Annotated in this window: 14 protein-coding genes; 7 read left to right on the top strand and 7 right to left on the bottom strand. The window is 68.1% G+C overall.

The window, feature by feature from the left end; genetic code table 11:
- The first annotated feature begins 268 nt into the window (after positions 1-268).
- Positions 269-1363 (top strand): esterase/lipase family protein, encoded by a 1095-nt coding sequence (locus FDY95_RS18940; protein ID WP_171025746.1) that lies wholly within the window; start codon positions 269-271, stop codon positions 1361-1363.
- Between the two features lie 37 nt (positions 1364-1400).
- On the top strand, positions 1401-1748 hold the full coding sequence (locus FDY95_RS18935) for a hypothetical protein (protein WP_138080092.1): 348 nt from the start codon (positions 1401-1403) through the stop codon (positions 1746-1748).
- 50 nt (positions 1749-1798) lie between these two features.
- On the opposite strand, the gene FDY95_RS18930 is transcribed toward FDY95_RS18935, so the two are convergent.
- Positions 1799-4291, bottom strand: coding sequence for a glycoside hydrolase family 31 protein (locus tag FDY95_RS18930; RefSeq protein ID WP_246074078.1), 2493 nt, complete (start codon positions 4289-4291; stop codon positions 1799-1801).
- A gap of 222 nt (positions 4292-4513) precedes the next feature.
- Here FDY95_RS18930 and FDY95_RS18925 point away from each other — a divergent pair, with 222 nt between their 5' ends.
- Together FDY95_RS18925 and FDY95_RS18920 are read left to right on the top strand one after the other, a co-directional pair.
- Positions 4514-5632: a glycosyltransferase gene (locus FDY95_RS18925; protein ID WP_138080091.1), complete on the top strand. Its 1119-nt coding sequence runs from the start codon at positions 4514-4516 to the stop codon at positions 5630-5632.
- A 13-nt stretch (positions 5633-5645) separates the two neighbouring features.
- On the top strand, positions 5646-6134 hold the full coding sequence (locus FDY95_RS18920) for a YdeI/OmpD-associated family protein (protein WP_111479188.1): 489 nt from the start codon (positions 5646-5648) through the stop codon (positions 6132-6134).
- Between the two features lie 284 nt (positions 6135-6418).
- Here FDY95_RS18920 and FDY95_RS18915 read toward each other — a convergent pair whose 3' ends face one another.
- From FDY95_RS18915 to FDY95_RS18905, 3 genes are all read right to left on the bottom strand, one after another.
- The gene (locus FDY95_RS18915; RefSeq protein WP_138080090.1) at positions 6419-8479 is read right to left on the bottom strand and encodes an alpha amylase C-terminal domain-containing protein; all 2061 of its coding nucleotides are present in this window, start codon (positions 8477-8479) and stop codon (positions 6419-6421) included.
- 262 nt (positions 8480-8741) lie between these two features.
- Positions 8742-9710, bottom strand: coding sequence for an arsenosugar biosynthesis arsenite methyltransferase ArsM (arsM, locus tag FDY95_RS18910; RefSeq protein WP_138080089.1), 969 nt, complete (start codon positions 9708-9710; stop codon positions 8742-8744).
- 81 nt (positions 9711-9791) lie between these two features.
- Complete coding sequence (locus tag FDY95_RS18905; protein WP_138080088.1) at positions 9792-10598, bottom strand: DUF547 domain-containing protein; 807 nt, start codon at positions 10596-10598, stop codon at positions 9792-9794.
- A gap of 285 nt (positions 10599-10883) precedes the next feature.
- Here FDY95_RS18905 and arsS point away from each other — a divergent pair, with 285 nt between their 5' ends.
- Complete coding sequence (gene arsS / locus FDY95_RS18900) at positions 10884-11930, top strand: arsenosugar biosynthesis radical SAM (seleno)protein ArsS (protein WP_212744929.1); 1047 nt, start codon at positions 10884-10886, stop codon at positions 11928-11930.
- A gap of 150 nt (positions 11931-12080) precedes the next feature.
- Here the strand turns inward: arsS and FDY95_RS18895 are convergent, their stop codons facing one another.
- Positions 12081-14186, bottom strand: a complete 2106-nt coding sequence (locus tag FDY95_RS18895) for an OmpA family protein (RefSeq protein ID WP_138080086.1) — start codon at positions 14184-14186, stop codon at positions 12081-12083.
- 147 nt (positions 14187-14333) lie between these two features.
- On the opposite strand from FDY95_RS18895, the gene ggt reads away from it, so the two are divergent.
- The gene (gene ggt / locus FDY95_RS18890) at positions 14334-16151 is read left to right on the top strand and encodes a gamma-glutamyltransferase (RefSeq protein WP_138080085.1); all 1818 of its coding nucleotides are present in this window, start codon (positions 14334-14336) and stop codon (positions 16149-16151) included.
- Between the two features lie 90 nt (positions 16152-16241).
- Entirely contained in the window at positions 16242-17600 is a 1359-nt protein-coding gene (locus tag FDY95_RS18885) for a carboxylesterase family protein (protein ID WP_138080084.1), read from the top strand.
- 20 nt (positions 17601-17620) lie between these two features.
- On the opposite strand, the gene FDY95_RS18880 is transcribed toward FDY95_RS18885, so the two are convergent.
- Together FDY95_RS18880 and FDY95_RS18875 are read right to left on the bottom strand one after the other, a co-directional pair.
- Entirely contained in the window at positions 17621-18178 is a 558-nt protein-coding gene (locus FDY95_RS18880) for a YceI family protein (protein WP_138080083.1), read from the bottom strand.
- A 661-nt stretch (positions 18179-18839) separates the two neighbouring features.
- Positions 18840-20078, bottom strand: a complete 1239-nt coding sequence (locus FDY95_RS18875; RefSeq protein WP_138080082.1) for a BamA/TamA family outer membrane protein — start codon at positions 20076-20078, stop codon at positions 18840-18842.
- Between the last annotated feature and the right edge of the window lie 117 nt (positions 20079-20195).

Genomic DNA, 20195 nt, shown 5'->3' with positions numbered 1-20195 from the left:
TGCTCGCACCCTGCACTGCCGCCTACCTACGAAGTGCAGACGCTTTTTATAAGAGCACAACAATGCATAAGCGCAGCCACTAGCCCCAAAAAGGGTGTTGGTGGCTGCGCTTCGTGGTTTGTGCGGGGTATGAGGAAGGTCCTTGGCTTCGCCTTTCTTCGGTTCGGCTACGCCTCAGGATGATGAGCAGCTTACACGGCCCCAGCGTCCAATGACTACAACCAAGCAAATTGGGCCAGAAAGCCCCGGCACCTTACCTTCACTGCCGATGACACAGGACTCCTCCGCCCACAAGGTTTCGCGCTGGCAGCGCACCACCGGCGCGCTGCGCCGCGCGGCCACGGCCCCGTTTGCCGGCCTGGAGGCCCTGCGCCAGACCGGCCGCAGTTACCGCCACTTTCTGCTGCCGGCCCTCAACGGCGCCATCGGCGACCAGCTGGCACTGCGCGGCGACCAGCGGGCCATCCGCCTGAGCTTCCGCCGCCACGATGCCGACGTGCCCGCCATCGACCTGGACCTGACCGACGGCCCGCGGCCCACGGTGGTGTTTGTGCACGGGCTGATGGGCGACGAGCACATCTGGCAGACCGGCCCAGCGGGCCTGCTGCGCTACGGCCCGCGCCTGGCCGCCGACCTGCCGCACGTGCGTTGCCTCTACGTGCGCTACAACACCGGCCGGCACATCTCGGAAAACGGCCGCGCCCTGCACCAGCTGCTCACCCAGCTGCTGCAGGCCTGGCCCGACGCCGTGACGGACCTCACCCTCGTCGGGCATTCCATGGGCGGGCTGGTGATTCGCTCGGCGGGCTACTACGCCAGCGAGGAGCTGCACCAGGCGCGCGAAGCGGAAGCCGGCTCGGCCGCTGCGGCGCCGTGGCTGGCCTACCTGCGGCAGGTGTTTCTGCTGGGCGTGCCGAACGAGGGCTCCTTCCTCGAACAAAACAGCTTCCTCACAGCCCTGGCCCTGCGCCGCTTCGACCTGCGCCTGGCCCGCCTGCTGGCCGACACCATCGACCGGCGCAGCAGCGGCATCCGGGACCTGCGCCACGCCCGTCTGGTGGACGAAGACTGGCAGAACCCGCACGCCGACGACCTCGTGCCCCCACGCACCAAGGTACCGCCGCTGCCCGGCGTGCAGTACCACGTGCTGGCCGCCTCGCTGCTGAAAAACGCCGAATCGGCCCTGGCCCAGTACTTCGGCGACGGGCTGGTGGGCGGCCATTCGGCCACCGGCAGCGTGTTTCGCCGCGCCGAGCAGGTGCACGTGCGCATCTTCCCGCGCCAGCACCACGGCACCCTGCTCGCCGACGCGGACGTGTATGAATACATCCGGGAGCGGCTGGCGGCAAACGGAGGTAATTGACCTATTGGTTTTGTTTCTCTTTTCTGAAGTTTCGCTTATGCTCTCCTTTGCTGGACTGCAGACCGCCATTGAAACATTGCCTGCTCATGATCCGCGGGTTGCATTGGCCGAACTGCTGGTCAGCGCCCTCACCGACTGGCCGGAAGCGGGCCTCCAGGAGCTCGAAGCACTGCTCATTGCCTTGCACGCCGAAATTTCCGGGCCGCTTACCTTCGATAGCCTCAGCTGTTACTCGCAACGAACTGATGACCCGTGGAAACGCGAAGCCGTGAATGCTCTGCTGGAACTGTTCGACCTTGACCGCATCAACCGCTTTGATCATGGCACCGAACTGGAAACCGTAATAGCCAGTCTCACCACCACTCTTGGCCAACCAGAAATATAAAAGCCGCCCTGGAATTTTCCAGAGCGGCTTTTTCGTCAACTCGAACCAGCCTACTTCTTCGCCGGGGCCGTGGTCTGTATCATCAGCTCCTGGAAATCGGCGGGCACGGTGAGCTGGGGCAGCTCCTGGCCGCCGGTGGCGGAGGGGGCCAGGCGCACGGGCACGGCGGCGCCGTCCACGGTCACCGTCAGCTGCTCGGCGGTTACGGGCAGGCCGTGAAGCACCACGCGGTAGGTACGCCAGCTCGGGGCCCAGTCGCCTTCGGTGTGCTGCTGCACTTTCAGGCTCATCACGGTGCCGGTGGTGGTGAAGGTGCGCACGGTGGCTTCCCCGTTCTGGTAGCCGTAACCCTCGCCGCCGTCGTCGAAGAGGGTGCTGGTTTCCTGGCCTTCGAGGTGGTAGACGTGCAGGGCCAGCTCGGTGACGGGGTGCTCGTCGGTGTACTGCATCACGGGGCGGGCGGGCACCACGGCCCCGGCGCGCACGTAGACCGGAATGCGCTCCAGACCGGCCGGGGCCCACACTTCGGCGCCGCCGTCCTTCTGCTCGTCGGTCCACCAGTAGTACCATTTGCCGCGGGGCAAATACATCCAACGGCCATCGACGCCGGCCTGGGTGATGGGGCAGACGAGTAGATGGTCGCCCACCCCGAACTCGGCCATGCGCTGGTAGGTCTGCGGGTCCGACTGATCGAGGAAGGCCAGGGGGCGCAGAATGGGCGTGCCGTGCTGCACGTACTGCCAGAAGGCGGTGTACATGACGGGCAGCAGGCGGTAGCGCAGCTCGATGAAGTGGCGCGCCAGGTCGGCAAACTCCTCGCCGAACGACCAGGGCTCTTGGTCGCCGTGGTCACCCGAGGAGTGGGTGCGGAAGAACGGGTGGAAGGCCGCCAGCGCCACCCAGCGCACGTACAGCTCGCCGTCGGGGGTGTTGATGAAGCCACCCACGTCGCTCCCAATGAAGCTGAAACCCGAGATGCTCAGGCGCTGGCACTGGATGTTGGCCAGCCAGAGGTGCTCCCACGAGGCAATGTTGTCGCCCGTCCAGCCCGAGGAGTAGCGCTGCCCGCCGGCGTAGGTGCTGCGGGTGATGGTGAACGGGCGGCGCGGGTAGCTGAAGCGCTTCACGCCCTCGTTGGTGGCGCGGGCCATCTGCATGCCGTACACATTGTGGGCCTTTTTGTGCGAGGCCGGGTGCCCGTCGTAGTTGAAGCGCACGTCGTCGGGGAAGGTGCCCTTCTCGAACACCGCCGGCTCGTTCATGTCGTTCCAGACGCCGCGCACGCCCACGTCCTCGATCAGACCCTGAAACAGCCCGGCCCACCACTCGCGCACCCGGGGGCTGGTGAAGTCGGGGAAGTGGCAGAGGCCGGGCCACACCGAGCCCTTCATCAGCGGCCCGTCGGCGCGGCGGCAGTAGTGGCCCTGCTCGAAGCCTTCCTGCCAGACCGGGTAGTTCGGGTCGATTTTGATGCCCGGGTCGATGATGACGATGGTTTTGAAGCCGTCCTGGGCCAGCTCCTGCACCATCTTTTTCGGCTCGGGGAAGTGCTCCGGGTGCCAGGTAAAGCAGCGGTAGCCGTCCATGTAATCGATGTCGAGGTAGAGCGCGTCGCAGGGAATGCGGCGCTTGCGAAACTCGGCGCCGATGCCCTTGAACAGCTTTTCGGGGTAGTAGCTCCACTTGCACTGGTGGTAGCCCAGGGCCCAGAGTGGGGGCAGCTCGGGCGTGCCCGTGAGGCACTTGGTGTAGTCCTGGGTGACTTCGGTGAGCGTGGGGCCGTAGATGAAGTAGAAGTTCATCTCGCCGCCGTGGGCCCAAAAGCTCGTCACGTCGGCGCGCTCGGCGGCGAAGTCGAAGTAGCTCTTGAAGGAGTTGTCGAAGAACAGCCCGTAGGCCAGCTTCTGGTGCAGGCCCAGGAAGAAGGGAATGTTCTTGTAGAGCGGGTCGGAGCCTTTTTCGTAGCCGTAGGTGTCGGAGCCCCAGTTGCAGAAGCGCTGCCCGCGCAGGTTCATGTTGGCGGGCTTGTCGCCGAGGCCGTAGTAGTGCACGCCGGGCTGCACCTGCTGGCTCATCTTCACGATGTCGTTGCCGGAGTCCCAGTCGTACTCCCAGTGGAAGCCCTTTTCGTACTCCAGCAGCACGATGCCGGAGCGGTTGAGCAGGCGGATGTGCAGGCTTTCCTTGCCCACAATGCAGATGACGCGGCCGGTGGTGAGGCGGTAGTGGTCGTCCTTTTCCACGAACTCCAGCATGCTGGTAGGCTGGCGCAGCGGGGCACCGCCTTCAAAGGCGTAGCTGAAATCGGGCGCGAAGTAGCCGTCGGTGCTGTAGCGGAAGCGCACAATCTTGTCGCTGATGACCTGCACCAGCAGCACCACGCCGTTGTCACAGGTGAAGCGGAAGTCGGCCGTGCCCGGCACGACTTCGGCGCGAATGACCTGGCCCGGAAAGAATTCCTGGCGGCCCTTCTGGGCCAGGTCGTTGAGCATGTAGTTGTTATCCTGAATCGACGAATCGGCCATGGGTTCAGGGAGGAGCAAGTAGGTGCGGAGAGAAAAAAAACTTCCGCCGGAGCGGTTCCGGCGGAAGGAAGCCGCAAAATACGGAGGTTTTGCGGGGCTTCGGCGGGCGCCGGGCCGTTTCCCCTGGTTTTCACAAGATTCCCTTGGTTTCGGCCGGTTTGCCGGGGTTTCCGGCGGGTAAGCTTGTTTGGGGGCGCGGCCGGCCGTAGGTTCGTGGCCCACGTACACCGTTCTATGCCGATGCCTGCCGCCCCGTCGTCCGTGCTGCTGTTGGGCTGGGATGATACGTCCGCCGCCCTGCCGCTCGCCCGCCAGCTTTCCGCTACCTCTGCTACCGAACTCTGGACGGCGGCCCCGCTGGCCGCGCCTGCCGCGCACGCCAGCCGCTCCCTCGACGTGGTGCCGCCGCTGCCCGCCGTGCTGCCCGTGCTGGGCCACCGCGTGCCGGCTTTCCCCTACGTGGGCCGGGGCGTGGGCCTGCCGCAGCCCGTGGCCGTGCCCGCCGCGCCCTACGTGGGCAGCAGCGCGGCACCGGCCGAAACTCCGCCCGAAACCACCGCCCGCGCCGCCGCTTCCGGCCCGGCCACTGCTACTACTGACCGCCCCATGGCCGTGCCCGCGGCGCCCTACATCGGCGCCGCTCACCACGCCGATAGTGCCTTGCTGAACGCGCCCGTGCCGGATTACCGTCTGCCCGTCGGCACGTTATCGGCCATGCCCTCTTCGCCGGCCACGGCAGCCGCTCCGGCGCCAGCCCTGCCCGCCGATGTGGCCCCGGCCGCCGAGCCCGGCCCCGCCGAAGCGGCTGAGCTTAGCAGCGAGGCTCCCCTGCCGCTTGCAGCCGAAATACCCGCCCCGCCCGCCGATTCGGACCCTAGCCCGGCCGCGACGGAGCTGCTGCCCGAGCCCGTAGCAGCCTTCGACGACCCGGCGCTGGACGCCGACGACGTGGCGCTGCTGGCGGCCCCGCCCGATGCGGCGGGCCTCAACTTCCGCATCATCCAGTACGCCCGCCACGCCGCCCGCCTGGCGCACGAGTCAACTTTTGAGGTCATCTTTGCACCCGACTGGCACACCTGGCTGGCCGGCGTGGAGCTGCGCCAGCTCACGCGCCGCCCGCTGGTGCTGCAACTCACGCAGCTGGCCACCGACCTGGCCACGCCGGCCGAGCGGGGCTGGGTGGAGGCCCTGGAGCGCATCACCCTGCCCCAGGCCGACCGCATCCTGGTGCCCGACGACGCCACGGCCGCCCGCCTGCGGCAGCGCTACCGGCAGCTGGCCGGGCGCGTGTTCGTGCTGCCCGCCGGCGCGCCCGCGCTGGCCGCCGCCCTGGTCCTCGACTCCCGATTTTCCCATTAACTGCTTTTTCGTAATGCCCTCCGATTTCCCCGCCTTCACCCCCGAACACACCTTCGACGCCGAGCTGGAGCTCGAAAGCGAAAACGGCGGCGTGTTCGTCATCATTCCCTTCGACGTGAAGGAGGCCTACGGCACCCGCGGGCAGGTGAAAGTGCTGGCGACCTTCGACGGCTTCCCCTACCGTGGCTCCCTGGCTCCCATGGGCGACGGGCAACACCTGCTGGGCGTGCCCAAGCAGATCCGCGGGGCCATCGGCAAAACCTGGGGCAACCGGGTGCAGGTAGCCCTGGCCCGCGACACCGAGCCGCGCATGGCCGAAGTGTCCGAGGACTTCGCCCGCGCCCTCAGCCAGGCCGGCATCCGCCAGCGCTTCGACGACCTGGCCTACACGCACCAGAAGGAATACACCCGCTGGATCGAGTCGGCCAAGAAGACGGAAACGCGCTTCGAGCGAATCAGCAAGGCCGTGGAAATGATCAAGGCCGGCCGCAAGCGCAGCTAGCACCAGTCGCTTTTGCAAGCGGTAACACCGGCCGTCATTGCGAGGCGCAGCCGAAGCAATCCTTCCTCTAGCAGCACCGCCGACGCAATACCCACTACCCGAAAACAGCACCGCCCGAAACCGGAGTTACCAGTTTCAGGCGGTGCTGTTTTGGTTCTGACGGAATTTCGGTTTCTGCCAGTTGCGGCGTTTGTGCCGCGAGAGGAAAGATTGGCTATGCCTTCCTACGGTTGCCGCGCTTCGCTCGCAATGACGGCGGGGTGAACCGCTGCTGATAAGGCGGGCTACTTGCCGCGCTGCAGCACCTGGGCGGTGCGACTGGGCAGGTACAGGCTCAGGAAGGGCGTGCCGTGCTCGTCGGGCTGGCTGAAGTGCTTCACGTCGGCGGCAATGCGGGCGTAGCCGCCAAATTCGGGCTGATCCGAGTCGAGCAGCAGGGTGTAGCTGCCGGGCTGGCCGGCGAAGAAGCGGTAGTCGCTGAGGCTGCGCTCGGGGTGGAAGTTGAAGACGAACACGAGGCCCGCGCGCTCGAAGGCCAGCACCTTGTTGTCCTCGTCGGCGTGCAGCAGCTGGGTGGGCCCGGCCAGAAAGCGGGTGCGGCGCTCCAGCTGGATCATGGCCCGGTCGAAGAGCAGCCAGCTGTGGAAGTAGAGGTCGGGGTTGTCGGCTAGGCTCCACTGACGGCGGGCGTAGTGGTGGCTCCAGCTGTTGCCCTCGCGCGGGAAGTCGACCCACTCGGGGTGGCCGAACTCATTGCCGATGAAGTTCATGTAAGCCTCGCCGCCGGCCCCGAGGGTGACCAGCCGGATGAGCTTGTGCAGGGCCACGCCGCGGGCCGTAATCAGGTCGGCCTCCTGCAGGCGCGACATGCCCGAGTAGATGCGCGCGTCGAGCAGCCAGTGCGAGAGGGACTTGTCGCCGACCAGGGCCTGGTCGTGGCTTTCGGCGTAGGCCACGGTTTTTTCGCCCTGGCGGCGGTTGGTGAGCTGGTGCCAGAGCCCGCCCATGCTCCAGTCCTCGTCGCGCTGGTGCTTGAGGGTTTTGATCCAGTAGTCGGGCAGGCCCATGGCCAGGCGGTAGCCGAAGCCCAGGCCGCCTTCTTCCACGGGCCGCGCCAGGCCGGGCATCCCGCTCATGTCCTCGGCAATGAGCAGGGCCGATTTCTTGCACTCCCGCACCAGCGCGGTGGCCAGCTGCAGGTACAGAATAGCGTCCTCGTCGGCCTCGGGCCCGAAGTACTGGGCGTAGTCGGTAAAGGCCGTGCCCTCGCCGTGGTGGTGGTAGAGCATCGAGGTGACGCCATCGAAGCGGAAGCCGTCGAAATGGAACTCTTCGAGCCAGTAGCGCAGGTTGCTCAGCAAAAACTGCTGCACCTCGGGCCGGCCGTAGTCGAACAGCAAGGAGTCCCAGCCCGGGTGCTGCCCGCGCGGGCCCTCGTGGAAGTACAAGGCGCCCGAGCCGTCGAGGTTGCCCAGGCCCTCGGCTTCGTTTTTGACGCTGTGCGAGTGCACCATGTCCATCACCACGGCCAGGCCGCGGCGGTGGGCTTCGTTGATGAGGTACTTCAAATCCTCGGGCGTGCCGAAGCGGGCCGAGGGCGCGAAGAAATTGGCCACATGGTAGCCGAAGGAGCCGTAGTAGGGGTGCTCGGCCACGGCCATGAGCTGCACCACGTTGTAGCCGTCCTCCTGAATGCGGGGCAGGATGTAGTCGGCAAACTCGCGCCAGGAGCCCACGCGGCCCTCTTCCAGCGCCATGCCCACGTGGGCCTCGTAGATGAGCGGCTCCTTGACGTAGTTGCCCACGCGAAACTGCTGATCGGTCCACTGAAACGGCTGCTCGGGGCGCCAGATCTGGGCGCTGAAGTCCTTGGTGTGCTCGTCCTGCACCACGCGGCGCACGGTGGCCGGCAGCCGGTCGCGCTGGCCGTTGGCGGCGTGCACGTGCAGCTTGTAGCGCGAGCCGGGCGTCAGGTGCGGGAAGGTCTGCTCCGAGAGGAACACCTCCCACACGCCGTCGTCGCGGCGGGTGAGCGGGGTGTAGCCCCGGTCCCACTGGTTGAAGTCGCCGACGGCAAAGAGGGCGTGGGCGGCGGGGGCCCATTCGCGCAGCCAGTAGCCGCGGCGGCGGGCGTCGTAGTGCAGGCCCAGCTGCTGGTGGCGGGTGGCGTATTTGGTGAGCGAGCCAACCTCGACCTCGATGGCGGCCTTGCGGGCGTAAAACCGGTCGAGGCGGTGCTGGATGACGGCGGCGTAGGGCGCCAGCCAGGGGTCGTGCTGGACCAGGGGCAGGTGCGGTGCGGCGGGGTCGGCCGTGGTCAGGGTATCGGCAGCGGCAGTTTCCATGGGCACGGGAGGCGTTTGGGTTCAAGCAAATGTAACCCGCTGGCTCATCTAATGGCACAGCTTCCGCGCCGGCCCGGCTCGGGCCCGGGCTGCGCAAACGTTTGAATAGCCGCGCAGTGGCGCTGGTGCCCCTGTAGATTTTTTCAGTGCGCGGGCGCCGGCAGCTTCCGCCCAAGGCAGCGGCTCTATCGGCAGCACCAAAAATGCCCGACCGGCGCGGGGCCGACCGGGCGTTTTGCAGTAGTGGGTGGTGTAGCGCGGGCTAGCAGCAGCCCCCGCCGTCGTAGTGGTAAGTGGAGGGCGAGACGAAAATATCGTCGCGGCCGAGGGCGAGCAGGGCGGCGGCGGTTTTGTCGCACACGGCCAGGGGCTGGTTTTGCAGCAGCACGTGGCCTTTCTGGTCGTCGAACAGCTCCTCCGCGCCGTAGTAAATGGCGGTGCGGCCGGTGAAGATGCAGGGGCCGTCGGCGGGCATGGGGTCCTTGATGGCGCACACCTCCACGCTCTCAATGTAAATCAGCTCGTCGGTGGCGTAATGCCGGGGCGAGAGGATGCGGTAGGCGCGCCGGGCCCGCACCTCCACCGTACCGAAGCCCACGGAGGTTATCAAGTCCAGATATTGCTGCAGGGGCAGGGAGCCGGTCAGGCACAGGGCCCGCAGCCGCTCGTCGGCGCGCAGCTCGGCGCTCATGGGCTGCTCGCAGGTGGGGTCCGACATGACGAGGCGGCCGTGGGGCTTGAGCACGCGGTAGGTTTCCTGCAGGGCCCGGCGCAGGTCGTCGAGCTTGAAGATGTTGAACAGGCAGTTCTGGGCGGCCACGTCCACGCTTTCGTCGGGCACGGGCAGGTGCAGCGCGTCGCCGGGGCGCAAATCCACGAACTCGCTCTGGAACCACTCGTTCTGCTCCTCGGCCGTGCGCATGTTCTGGCGCGAAGCCTCCAGCATTTCGGGCACCACATCCACGCCGATGACGGCGCCGGGGCGGCGGCTGAAGTAGGCAAACTGCAGCAGCTCCATGCCGCCGCCCACGCCCACGTAGAGCACGGTCGGGCTGCCCGTCAGGTCGCGCGGGTTCACGGTGCTGCCGCAGCCGTAGTTCATCGAGAGCATGCGCTGCGGGATGCTCAGGCCGGGCAGCTGCCAAACGGGGTTGGTGGTGCAGCACAGGCCCACCTGGGGCTCCTGGGCCGCCTGGCGGTACACGTCGGCGGTGGTTTCTAAGTAGCTCATTCGAAGGAGAAAGATGGCGCCGGTTTCCGGACCAATAGCGGCCGGCAGCGCCCGAGGGGGTTGATAAACGGCGGCCCGTTGTTATTGCCGGTTCAGGCTCCAGTTGTAGTCCAGGTAGGTCACCTTGGCGTCGGCGTCCATCGGGGTGGCGGCGTAGCGGTTCACCCACCGGGCCACCGACTGCCCGTTCCTTTCCCAGTCGGCCCGGTACCAGTCGAAGTAGCGGGAGAGCTGCGCCTGGGTCTTGCCGACTTTGTTTTTGGCCGGGTCGCGCAGAAAGTCGCGGCCCTGCTCATCGAGCTGCCGGTCGAGGCGCGGGGCGGAGTAGGCTTCGGGGCGCAGGCGCGGGCACGAGAGCGAGGCGCACACCAGCGCGAAGTGGATGCGCGGGTCGTCGAACTGCTTGCGCAGCGTGCCATGCTCGATGTCGTCGAGGCTCATTTTCTCGCCGCCGATGCTGAAGAACTTCGCGGCCCAGGGCGTGGTGACGAAGGGAATTTTGATTTTCGAGCCAATGTCCTTGATGCTTTCCACCGGGTAGTGGTCGAGGATGAGGCGGATGGTGTAGGCGTTGTAGGCGTTGATCCAGTAGGCCATCTGCTCGGGCTTGCTCCAGCTGGCGGCCGGCGGGTTGTTGCTCAGCAGCGCCAGGTACTGGTTCAGCGCCTTTTCGTCGGCTTTGAAGCCCCGGTAATCCACCAGGCCCTTGGCGTTGACGTGTTTTTTCAGCAGCCGGTCGTAGGCCGCGTGGTCGACGGGGGCGCTGCTGGCGGAGGCGGCGTAGGTGGGCGCGGGCACGGGATTGAGGCGGCCGTGGCTCAGCCCGAGGGCCGCGAGCGTGCCGGTGGTCAGGGCCGCCAGCAGCAGGGAAGTCGTCAGTAATTTCATGGCAGCAGACATACGGAAGCCGGGGCACGGGCAGACGTGGCCCGGACCAGCTTTTGGCGCGGCGGGCGGTCAGCCCCCAACCAGCCCGCCGCCGCAAAGGTTTTCCACTTCCGGCCGTGCCGCCGCCGGGGCCGCGCCACTGGCGGCTACCTTTGGTCAAATAACCGGGCGGGTAACATCTGCCGGCCGGCCGTTGTTCGTAGGTAGCCACCGTCCAGCGGCCGGCCTTCGCTTTCCACCGTCCTGCCAGCCTCGGCGCCCGGGTCGCTGCCTTTTTTGCTCATGATCAAGTCCCTGAAAGCCACCGGCAGCCAGCTTGCCGACCCGGCCTACCAGCTCACCGTGCTCCAGCCCAGCCAGACTGCCGGAGCCTACCTGCCGTCGTTCGCCCAGAAAATGCGCGAGGCCGGGCTGTTTCCGCTGCGGCCCCTGGCCCCGGCGGTGCTGCAGGTAAACGTGGGCAAAATGTGCAACCAGGTGTGCCGCCACTGCCACGTCGATGCCGGGCCGGACCGCAAGGAAATCATGACCCGCGAGACCATGCAGCTCTGCCTCGACGCGCTGGCCCAGAGCGACATTCCGACGGTGGACCTGACCGGCGGCGCGCCCGAGATGAACCCGGATTTCCGCTGGTTCGTGGAACAGATCCGGGCCCTGGGCCGCCACATCATCGTGCGCTGCAACCTGACCATCATCGTGGCCAACAAGAAGTACCACGACCTGCCGGAGTTTTTCAAACGGCACGGCGTGGAGGTGGTCAGCTCCCTGCCCTTCTACAACGCCAGCAAGACCGATCGGCAGCGCGGCGACGGGGTGTTCGAGGATTCGGTGCGGGCCCTGAAAATGCTCAACGCCGTGGGCTACGGGCAGGAAGGCAGCGGCCTGACGCTGAACCTGGTGTACAATCCCGCCGGGGCGTTTATGCCGTCGTCGCAGGCCGGGCTGGAGCGCGACTTCAAGCGCGCCCTGCTTAAGGACCACGGCATCGTGTTCAACCAGCTCTTCGCCATTACCAACATTCCCATCAGCCGCTACCTCGATTACCTCATCGAATCGGGCAACTACGCGGCCTACATGGAAAAGCTGGTGACGTCGTTCAACCCCGCCGCCGCCGCCGGGGTGATGTGCCGCAGCACCGTGTCGGTGGGCTGGGACGGGCAGCTCTACGACTGCGACTTCAACCAGATGCTCGACCTGACCGTGGCCGGCCCCGTGCGCCACATCCGCGACTTCGACGCGGCCCGGCTGGCCGAGCGCGCCGTGGTGGTCAACCAGCACTGCTACGGCTGCACGGCCGGCGCTGGCTCCAGCTGCGGCGGCACCACGGCGTAAGGGTCGGCGGGCCGGAATCGGCAAGCAGAACGTCATGTCGAGCGAAGTCGAGACATCTCGCGTGCTGATGCCCGGTAGTAAACGTCATGCTGAGCTTGTCGAAGCATGACGGCCTTTTGGGCTTACCATTCACCCGAATCAGCCCAGCGGCTACTCCAGCACCACCAGCTCCACGCGGCGGTTTTTGCGGCGGTTGTACTCGTTGTCGTTGGGCGCCACGGGCTTGGCGCCGCCGTAGCCGATAGTTTGCAGGCGCCCGGCCGCAATGCCCTGGGCCACGAGGTACTGCTGCACATGCTGTACGCGCTCCTCGGAGAGCTTCACGTTCAGTTTCGGGTCGCCCTGGTTGTCGGTGTGGCCTTCGAGGCGGATTTTCAGCTCCGGGTTGTCCTTGAGCACCTGCACGAGGCGGTCTAGCTCCGGGCGCGAGGTGGGCAGGATGTCGGCCTTGCTCTGCTGGAAGAACAGGTTGTTCAGCGCCATGCGCTGCCCGGCCGACAGCGGCGTGAGCGGCAGGTCGCGGCTGATTTCGCCGTACTGGGTGCTGGCCGTGAGGTCCAGCTCCTGCGTCACGGGCAAGTAGCCGGGCGCCGAGGCGCGCAGCAGGTAGCTGGCGCCGCCGGGCAAGGTCAGCTGAAACTTACCGGCCGAGGCGGCCGTGGCCTGGCCGGCGGGCGCGTTTTTGGGCAGCAGCTCCACCTTGATGTCGGCCGCGACGGTAAGCGGCTGGCCGCTGCGGGCGTCCACGGCCCGGCCGCGCAGCAGCACGGTGGCTTTGGGGCGCAGGGCGGGCGGCAGGGTCACGCGGAACAGGTCGTAGTCGCCCTCTTCGTTGGTGCCCACCAGGAAGGCGTAGTCGCCGGCGGCCGTGACGCTGAAATAGCCGTCGTCCTGCAGGGTGTTGATACCCGGGCCCAGGTTCAGCGGCTCGCTCCACTTAGTCCAGGTTTCGTCCAGCCGCGTCGAGACGAAAATATCGTCGCCGCCGAAGCCGGGGTGGCCGCCCGAGGCAAAGTACAGCGTCTTGCCGTCGGGGGCGAGAAAGGGCGCGTAGTCGTCGCCGGGCGTGTTGATGGTCGGGCCGAGGGGCTTGGGCTCGGTCCAGTCGCCGCGCGGGGTGAGGTGGCTCACCAGCAGGTCGCACTTCTGCGGGTGGCTCGGGGCATCGAGGGCCAGCAGCATGGTGGTGCCGCCGGCGGCCAGGAAGTAGTCGGCGCGCTGGGCGGCGGGCGGCAGGGCGCGGAAGCGCACCGGCTCGGGCACGCCCCACTGCCCGTCGGGGCGGCGGCGGGCCAGAGAAGCACCGCGCTCGGGGCGGGGGTGGCCGTCGGGCTGGTAGAGGTTCATCAGCAGGGCCGTGTTGCCGTCGGGCGTGATGCTTTCCACGGCGTTGTTGCCCTCGTTGTTGAGCGGGAAGCCCAGGCTGCGCGTTTCGGCGTAGCGGCCGTCGGGCTGGCGCTGGGCCACGAAGATGTCGAGGTTTTGCCCCGGCTGGCCCGGCTGCACGTCGCGGGCGAAGTACAGCTGCCGGCCGTCGGGGCTCACGCGCGGGCTGGTTTCGCGGGTGCGCGGCTCGTTGATAGCGGCGCCGAGGGCGGTGCGCTCCAGGGTCAGCGGCACGTCGGGGGCGAGGCGGATGCGGGCCACGTGCCAGGCGCGCAGGCGGTCGAGGCGCAGCTCGGTGGCCCGGCTGGCGTAGGGCCCCACGCCGGTGCCGAAGGTGCGGGCGGCGCTCTGCGTCCACACTTCCCGGCCGTCGACGAAGTAGCTGGCCGCGCCGTTGTGCACCAGCACGCGCAGCACGTGGGCGGCGCCGGCCGCGGCGCCGGGCAGGGCGGCGGCGGGGTGCAGCTCCTCCCACTTGCCCTTCTGCCAGCGCCCGATAACCACGTTGCGCCCGTCGTTTTCGAGGGCGAAGACGTTGCCGTTGTCCTCGTCGGCGGCGGCCCAGTACAGGCCGCCGCGGCCCGCGCCGCGCTGCTGCACGGTGGCTTCGAGGGCGTAGTCGGCGGCGGTGTTAAGCGGCAGCGGCTGGAAGGTCAGACTCACGGCCTGCTGATTCTGCAGCCGGTAAGTGCCGCCTTCCAGGCTGAAGCTGCCGTTGTCGGTGCGGCCGGTGCGCCAGCCCTGGCGGTTGTCGTCGAAGGTATCGTCGAGCAGCAGGTTGGGCGGCAGGGCCTGACCCGCACTGCCCGCGGCGGGCAGCCAGATCAGCGAAGCCAGGGCAAACAACGGCGGGCAGTAACGGTGGCGCATGGAGCAATTATCAATGAGCAATGACCAATGAGCAGCACCCTGGGCAATTCGCAGCGGGCGGGCATACTATCAACCGACAATTGCTCATTGGTCATTGATAATTGCTCATTGCAGACAACAACACCAGCGGCCGTATCTTGGCTGCATATGCTCCACCGTTCCCTGCTCCCGCTCGGGCTGATTGCGCTGCTCGGGCTGGCCCCGGCCTGCCAGCGCGCCGCGGCCCCGGCTACTACCGCTGTTCCCACTGCTTCTCCCCTACCCGCCGCCACGGTGCCCGTCACGGCCCGGCAGGCCATGGTCGTGTCGGCGCACCCCGAGGCCACGCGCATCGGGCTGGAGGTGCTGCGCCGGGGCGGCAATGCCTACGATGCCACGGTGGCCGTGCAGTTTGCGCTGGCCGTGTGTTTGCCCGCGGCCGGCAACATCGGCGGCGGGGGCTTCGTGGTGTACCGCGGGGCCGACGGCGCGGTGGGCGCGCTGGACTTCCGGGAAACGGCCCCGGCCAAGGCCTCGCGGGATATGTACCTGGATAAGCAGGGCAACGTCATTCCCGACCTGAGCACCCGGGGCCACCTGGCCGCGGGCGTGCCGGGCACGGTGGCGGGCATGTGGGAGCTGCACCAGAAGCTGGGCAAGCTGCCCTGGCGCGAGTTGGTGCAGCCAGCCGTGGAGCTGGCCACGCAAGGCGTTAGGCTCACCGAGAAGGAAGCCGCCGGGCTCAACGCCAACCGGCAGGTCTTTTTTACCACTAACGAGCTGCCGGCCGGGTTTCCCGTCGTGGGCGTTTTCGCGGCCCAGGCCGAGGGCGCGGCGCCCTACGTGCGCTACACCGAAGGCGGCCACCTGCTCGACGTGGACTGGCATGCCGGCGACACGCTGCGCCAGCCCCAGCTGGCGGCTACGCTCACCCGCATCCGCGACGCGGGCCGATCAGGTTTCTACGCGGGCCCGACGGCAAACCTGATCATTCAGGAAATGCTGCTCGGCAACGGCCTCATCACCCAGGCCGACCTCGACCAGTACCAGCCCAGGTGGCGCACCCCGCTGCGGGGCCGCTACCGCCAATACGAAGTCATCAGCATGCCCCCGCCCTCCTCGGGCGGCGTGGCGCTGCTGCAGCTGCTGCAAATGCTGGAGCCCTTCGATTTGCGCCGGCTGGGCTGGCACTCGGCCGAGGCCGTGCACCTCATCACCGAAGCCGAGCGGCGCGTGTACGCCGACCGCGCCACCTACCTCGGCGACCCGGACTTCGGGCGCGTGCCGGTGGCCCAACTGCTGGCGCCCGATTACCTGAAGCAGCGCATGGCGGGCGTCACGCCGGGCAGTGGGGCCACGCCCTCGGCCCAGGTGGCGGCCGGCGCCGGGCTGCCGGGCTACGAGTCGGACCAGACCACGCACTACAGCATCGTGGACGCCACGGGCAACGCGGTGAGCTGCACCACCACGCTCAACGGGGCCTACGGCTCGAAAGTAGTGGTGGCCGGGGCGGGCTTCCTGCTCAACAACGAAATGGACGATTTTTCCGTCAAGCCCGGCGTGCCGAACTCCTACGGCGTGACCGGCGGCGCAGCCAACGCCATCGGGCCCGGCAAGCGTATGCTTTCCTCGATGACGCCCAGCATCATCACGGAGAAAGGCAAGCTGCGCCTGGTGGTGGGCACGCCCGGCGGCAGCACCATCATCACCTCGGTGCTGCAGGCCACGCTGAACGTGCTCGACTACGGCCTGGACCCGCAGCAGGCCGTGGCCGCCCCGCGCCTGCACCACCAGTGGCTGCCCGACCACATCGACGTGGAAGCCGGCGCTCTCACGCCCGCCGCCGAAGCCGAGCTGCAGCGCCGGGGCTATAAGCTGAACCCGCGCGGTGCCTGGGGCCGCATCGACGCCATCGAGCGGCAGCCCGACGGCACCCTGCGCGGCGGCGCCGACCCGCGCGGCGACGATACGGCGGCGGGGTACTGATCTAGCAACTTAAGCCGGATGGCAACGGTTGAGGGGCCTACACACCAATCCCTGTTTGCCCCGTTGCGCTCCGAGCTGGCCCTTCTCCGCATGACCATTCCACCACCGCCCGTTTTCGACGCCCCCGCGGGCCGCATCATCGGCCGCCTGGACGGCGCCGTGCTGCGCGCCCAGGGCATCCGCTACGCCCGCGCCGGCCGTTTTCAGCGCCCCGTAGCCGCGCCGCCCGCCGCCGAACCCATCCTGGCGCAGCAGCCCGGTCCGGCCTGCCCCCAGGCGCCCGACCAGCTGCTGACACAGGCCCTGGGCGACTTCTGGGCCGGGGCGCGCTTCGACGAGGACTGCCTGCACCTCTCCGTGACTACGCCCGCCGACCGACGGCCCGCCGAGCAACTGCCGGTGCTGGTGTGGATTCACGGCGGCTCCTACGTGACCGGCGCCGGCGACCTGCCCTTCTACGACCCCGCCCGGCTGGTGGCCGAGCAGCGCGTAGTGGTGGTGGCCGTGACGTACCGGCTGGGCTTGTTCGGCTTTCTGGGCAGCGAGGGCGGCACGCCGCCCAACCTGGGCCTGCTCGACCTGCTGGAAGCCCTGCGCTGGGTGCAGCGCAACATCGCGGCCTTCGGGGGCGACGCTGGCTGCGTAACCCTGCTCGGCCATTCCTCCGGCGGCGACGCGGCGGCCCACCTGCTGGTAGCGCGGGGCGCCGCGGGGCTGTTTCGGCGCGTCATTCTGCACAGCGCGCCGCTGGGCTTGGCCGCGGGCCGCGCCCCGCTCACCCGGGCCATGACGGCCGCCGTGGGTGCCTTCGCCGAGGCGGCTACGCCGGCCGAGGTGCTGGCCCGCGAGCCGCAGGCCTGGCGGGCTGCCCGGCGCTTTGGCCTGAAAGCCGGCATGCCCTTCGGCACCCAGTACGGCGCCGACCCGCTGCCGCCCGAAGCCGAATTGGACGCGGCCTGGCACGCCGCCGCGGCCCGCGTCGACGTGCTCATCGGCACCACGGCGGAGGAGGTGCGCTTCTTCGCCGTCATCGACCCGAAATTTCAGTGGCTGAGCCGCGTGCCGGTGCTGGGCCGGCCGGCGGTGCGCCTGCTGGTCGAGCAGGTGTCGCGCCGCATCTACGGCGCCCCGGCCGAGGCCTTTGCCCGGCGCCACGCCGCGGCGGGCGGGCGTACCTACCGCTTCACCCTCACTTACCAGGCGCCCGGCAGCGCGTTCGGAGCCGCCCACACCGTCGATTTACCCTTTCTGCTGGGCGCCGAAGCCACCTGGGCCCGGTTACCCCTGCTCGGCCGCGCCGACTGGGCCGAAATCGACCAGGCCGGGCAGCAGCTGCGGCAGCTCTGGGCTGATTTTGCCCGCAGCGGCCAGCTGCCCGAGCACGCCGCCATTCCCGGCGTGCTAACGCTGCACCGCGTGCATTCGGCAGCAGGCGCCGCAATCCGCTAAGGCCGCTGCGGCCACGCCGGTTAGGGCGCGGCTACGCAGCCGGCCGCCACGTTCACCTCCACCGTCTTGGCAATATGGTCGCGCACCAGGGCCGGAATGTCGATGCGGTAGTCGGCGGGCTGCACGCTGAAGCGGGCGTTGAGCAGCAGGCGGTTGCCCTGCTGCTCCAGGGTGCCGGGCACCCGCACGCGGCGCGTCACGCCGTGAATGGTCAGGTTGCCCTCTACCTGCACCGGGTGCGGTCCGGGGGCGGCCAGCGTGGCGGCGCTCCAATTCAGCAGGGTGCCGGCGAAGGTGGCCTTGGGGTACTTGTCCGAGTCCAGGTAGTTTTCGTTGAAGTGCTCCTGCATCAGCCCGTTGCGAAACGTGAACGAGCGAATGGGCACGCTGAAGGCCAGCCGCCCCGTGCCCGCATCGACCAGGGCGCTGGCCCGGAGGCTTTTGGCGGCAATGTCCTCGATGGGCGTGGAGGAAAAGAAGCTGATGGTGGCCGCCTGGGTCTGGAACTTGGTTTGTGCCTGGGCCGCCGCGCCGCTCAGGCCCGTCAGCACGAGCAGCAGGCTCGCGAGGTTTTTCATGGTTGGGGGTAAGGAGGTCGGAATGCCGGGCAACGGGCCGGACGGCCTGGGCACAGCGGTAGCAACTAGGCACCGGGCACCTGGAATCAGCCGTGAACGGGGAGTGGAGCGGCCAACCGATGCACCGGTCAGCAGCCTAAAAAACCGTTCCGGGGCGCCTGGAGTCAGCCGCAAGCGGCCAGGGGCCGCTGCCGACGCGCCACTCGCTGCCGGGCAGCACGCCGGCGCTAGGTTGCCGGCCCGCGGGAAGAGGTTTTGCCTTGTACTCGCTACGGCGGCCGGCGGGGTTGCCTGCCGGCCGCATTTTTCCCCTCGGCGTCCTTGGTAGCTTCTACCGAGCTGGCCAAAGCGCCCGCGTAAATTCCCGCCGATCTGGCGCCGGTTTAGCGACCCGCAGGGAGCGTAACCGGTGCCCACCATCAGGCAGGCTTTCAGCCTGCGGCAACGCCCCAGGCCGGTTAGCCGGTGAAGCTGTTTAGGGAGTCCCCGGAAATTGAATCAGGGCGTCCTGATTCGACCAGCGGACGCCAGATCAAGCCTGACGTGCTTTTAACTTCCTGAACGGCCTCGAGGCGGCACCGTGCTACGCAGGTTGAAAACCTGCTTTGTTTCAGGCACCGGTTACGCTCCCTTCGGGTCGCTAAACCGGCGCCAGCCCGTTTCAGAACACTTCCCCGAAGTTGAACCACAGCCCGCGGGAGCCCTGCCGACCCACGCCGTAGTCCACGGTGAGGTTGGTGCGGGAGAGCTTGTTCATGTTCAAGCGCAGGCCCACGCCCCCGGCCGGAGCCACCTGCTCGAAGCGGTGCCCACCGGGCTCCGAGGCGCTTTGAGCATTGACGAACACTACCCCGCCGAGCAGGCGGTTGCGGGTGATGCCGAAGCGGTACTCGGCCTCGGTGTAGAGCAGGCCTTGGCCCCGAAAACGGCCCTGAATGTAGCCGCGGCCGGTGTTGTTGTACATGTCCCAGCCGGTGCTGGGCAGGTCGAGGTAGGGCGCGTTGCGGCCGAACACGAAGGCATTGTAGGTCCACAAGGCCAGCACGTTCTTCGAGCCGGAACGCAGGCGCAGGTACTGGCGCGCATCCACCAGCAGTGACTGGTAGGCGGCGTCGCTGCCGAGCGGACGCAGGTTGGGGCGCAGCTGCAGGCTGAGGTAGCTGCCGCCGGCGGGCGGGTTGATGGCGTTGCCGCGCGAGTCGTACAGCGCCGTCAGGGCCAGGCCCGACGACACCGAGCGCCCCCGCACCCCCGCCCGGTACTCCGACACGCTGCTGACCGGCTGCGCGGCCCGCTCGCTGCGGATGTCCCAATGGTAATCGAGCTGGTAGCCCAGGCCGGCGTAGAGGTTGGGGCGCAGCTGCCGCAGCACGCTCTGGTAGATGCGCAGGTAGTCGTAGCTCATCTGCACCGCGTCGGCGGGGCGGTTGTGCATGCCCAGGCCGTAGGTGGCCTGGGGGTAGCGCATCAGGCGCCAGTCGCCCACCAGGTTGTAGCGGTTGCCGGTGGTCCAGATGGATGGCGTCGCGTTCAGGATGAGCTGCCGGTTCTGGGTGTAAGTCAGCGCCGCCACCAGGCTCGACATGTTCGCGTCTTCCTCCCGAAAGGCGGTGCTGCTGGTCAGCTGCACCAGCCCGCGCGTGGTGAGCGAGTAGCTCACCACCGGCAGCACCACGATGTACTTGTGGCCGGGCGCGGGCGGTGTGGTGTCGCGGGGCGGGATGAGGCGCGGAAAAACCCGCCGCAGCACGTCGGGCAGGTCGGTTTCGGGGGGCGCCGCGGCGGAGCGGTGCAGGCTGTCGGGCACCACCAGCCGCTCGGCCTCGAGGACTTGGCCGGCGACCGGGCCGGCCGCCAGCAGCCCCGCACTCAGCAGCCCCCACCACAGAAAAATTCGCATATACGCTCGGTCTACGGGCGGCCCCGCAGGGCTCGTCAGCTTAGCAGGACAGCAATCCGGCGCAAAATGTTTCACGCCGCGGCCCGGGGCGCGAGCCGCCAGGCCGTCGAAAGGGCC

This window comes from Hymenobacter jeollabukensis (genome assembly GCF_005771675.1).
GTDB classification, from domain to species: domain Bacteria; phylum Bacteroidota; class Bacteroidia; order Cytophagales; family Hymenobacteraceae; genus Solirubrum; species Solirubrum jeollabukense.
Note: the sequence above shows the minus strand (reverse complement) of the source record. Positions and strands in the feature narration are given on the sequence as shown.

Bases quoted from the DNA above. Each gene is read 5' to 3' on its own strand.
- FDY95_RS18940 (WP_171025746.1), top strand. From the start codon at position 269: ATGACACAGGACTCCTCCGCCCACAAGGTTTCGCGCTGGCAGCGCACC.
- FDY95_RS18935 (WP_138080092.1), top strand. From the start codon at position 1,401: ATGCTCTCCTTTGCTGGACTGCAGACCGCCATTGAAACATTGCCTGCT.
- FDY95_RS18925 (WP_138080091.1), top strand. From the start codon at position 4,514: ATGCCTGCCGCCCCGTCGTCCGTGCTGCTGTTGGGCTGGGATGATACG.
- FDY95_RS18920 (WP_111479188.1), top strand. From the start codon at position 5,646: ATGCCCTCCGATTTCCCCGCCTTCACCCCCGAACACACCTTCGACGCC.
- FDY95_RS18915 (WP_138080090.1), bottom strand. From the start codon at position 8,479: ATGGAAACTGCCGCTGCCGATACCCTGACCACGGCCGACCCCGCCGCA.
- arsM (WP_138080089.1), bottom strand. From the start codon at position 9,710: ATGAGCTACTTAGAAACCACCGCCGACGTGTACCGCCAGGCGGCCCAG.
- FDY95_RS18905 (WP_138080088.1), bottom strand. From the start codon at position 10,598: ATGAAATTACTGACGACTTCCCTGCTGCTGGCGGCCCTGACCACCGGC.
- FDY95_RS18895 (WP_138080086.1), bottom strand. From the start codon at position 14,186: ATGCGCCACCGTTACTGCCCGCCGTTGTTTGCCCTGGCTTCGCTGATC.
- ggt (WP_138080085.1), top strand. From the start codon at position 14,334: ATGCTCCACCGTTCCCTGCTCCCGCTCGGGCTGATTGCGCTGCTCGGG.
- FDY95_RS18885 (WP_138080084.1), top strand. From the start codon at position 16,242: ATGACCATTCCACCACCGCCCGTTTTCGACGCCCCCGCGGGCCGCATC.
- FDY95_RS18880 (WP_138080083.1), bottom strand. From the start codon at position 18,178: ATGAAAAACCTCGCGAGCCTGCTGCTCGTGCTGACGGGCCTGAGCGGC.
- FDY95_RS18875 (WP_138080082.1), bottom strand. From the start codon at position 20,078: ATGCGAATTTTTCTGTGGTGGGGGCTGCTGAGTGCGGGGCTGCTGGCG.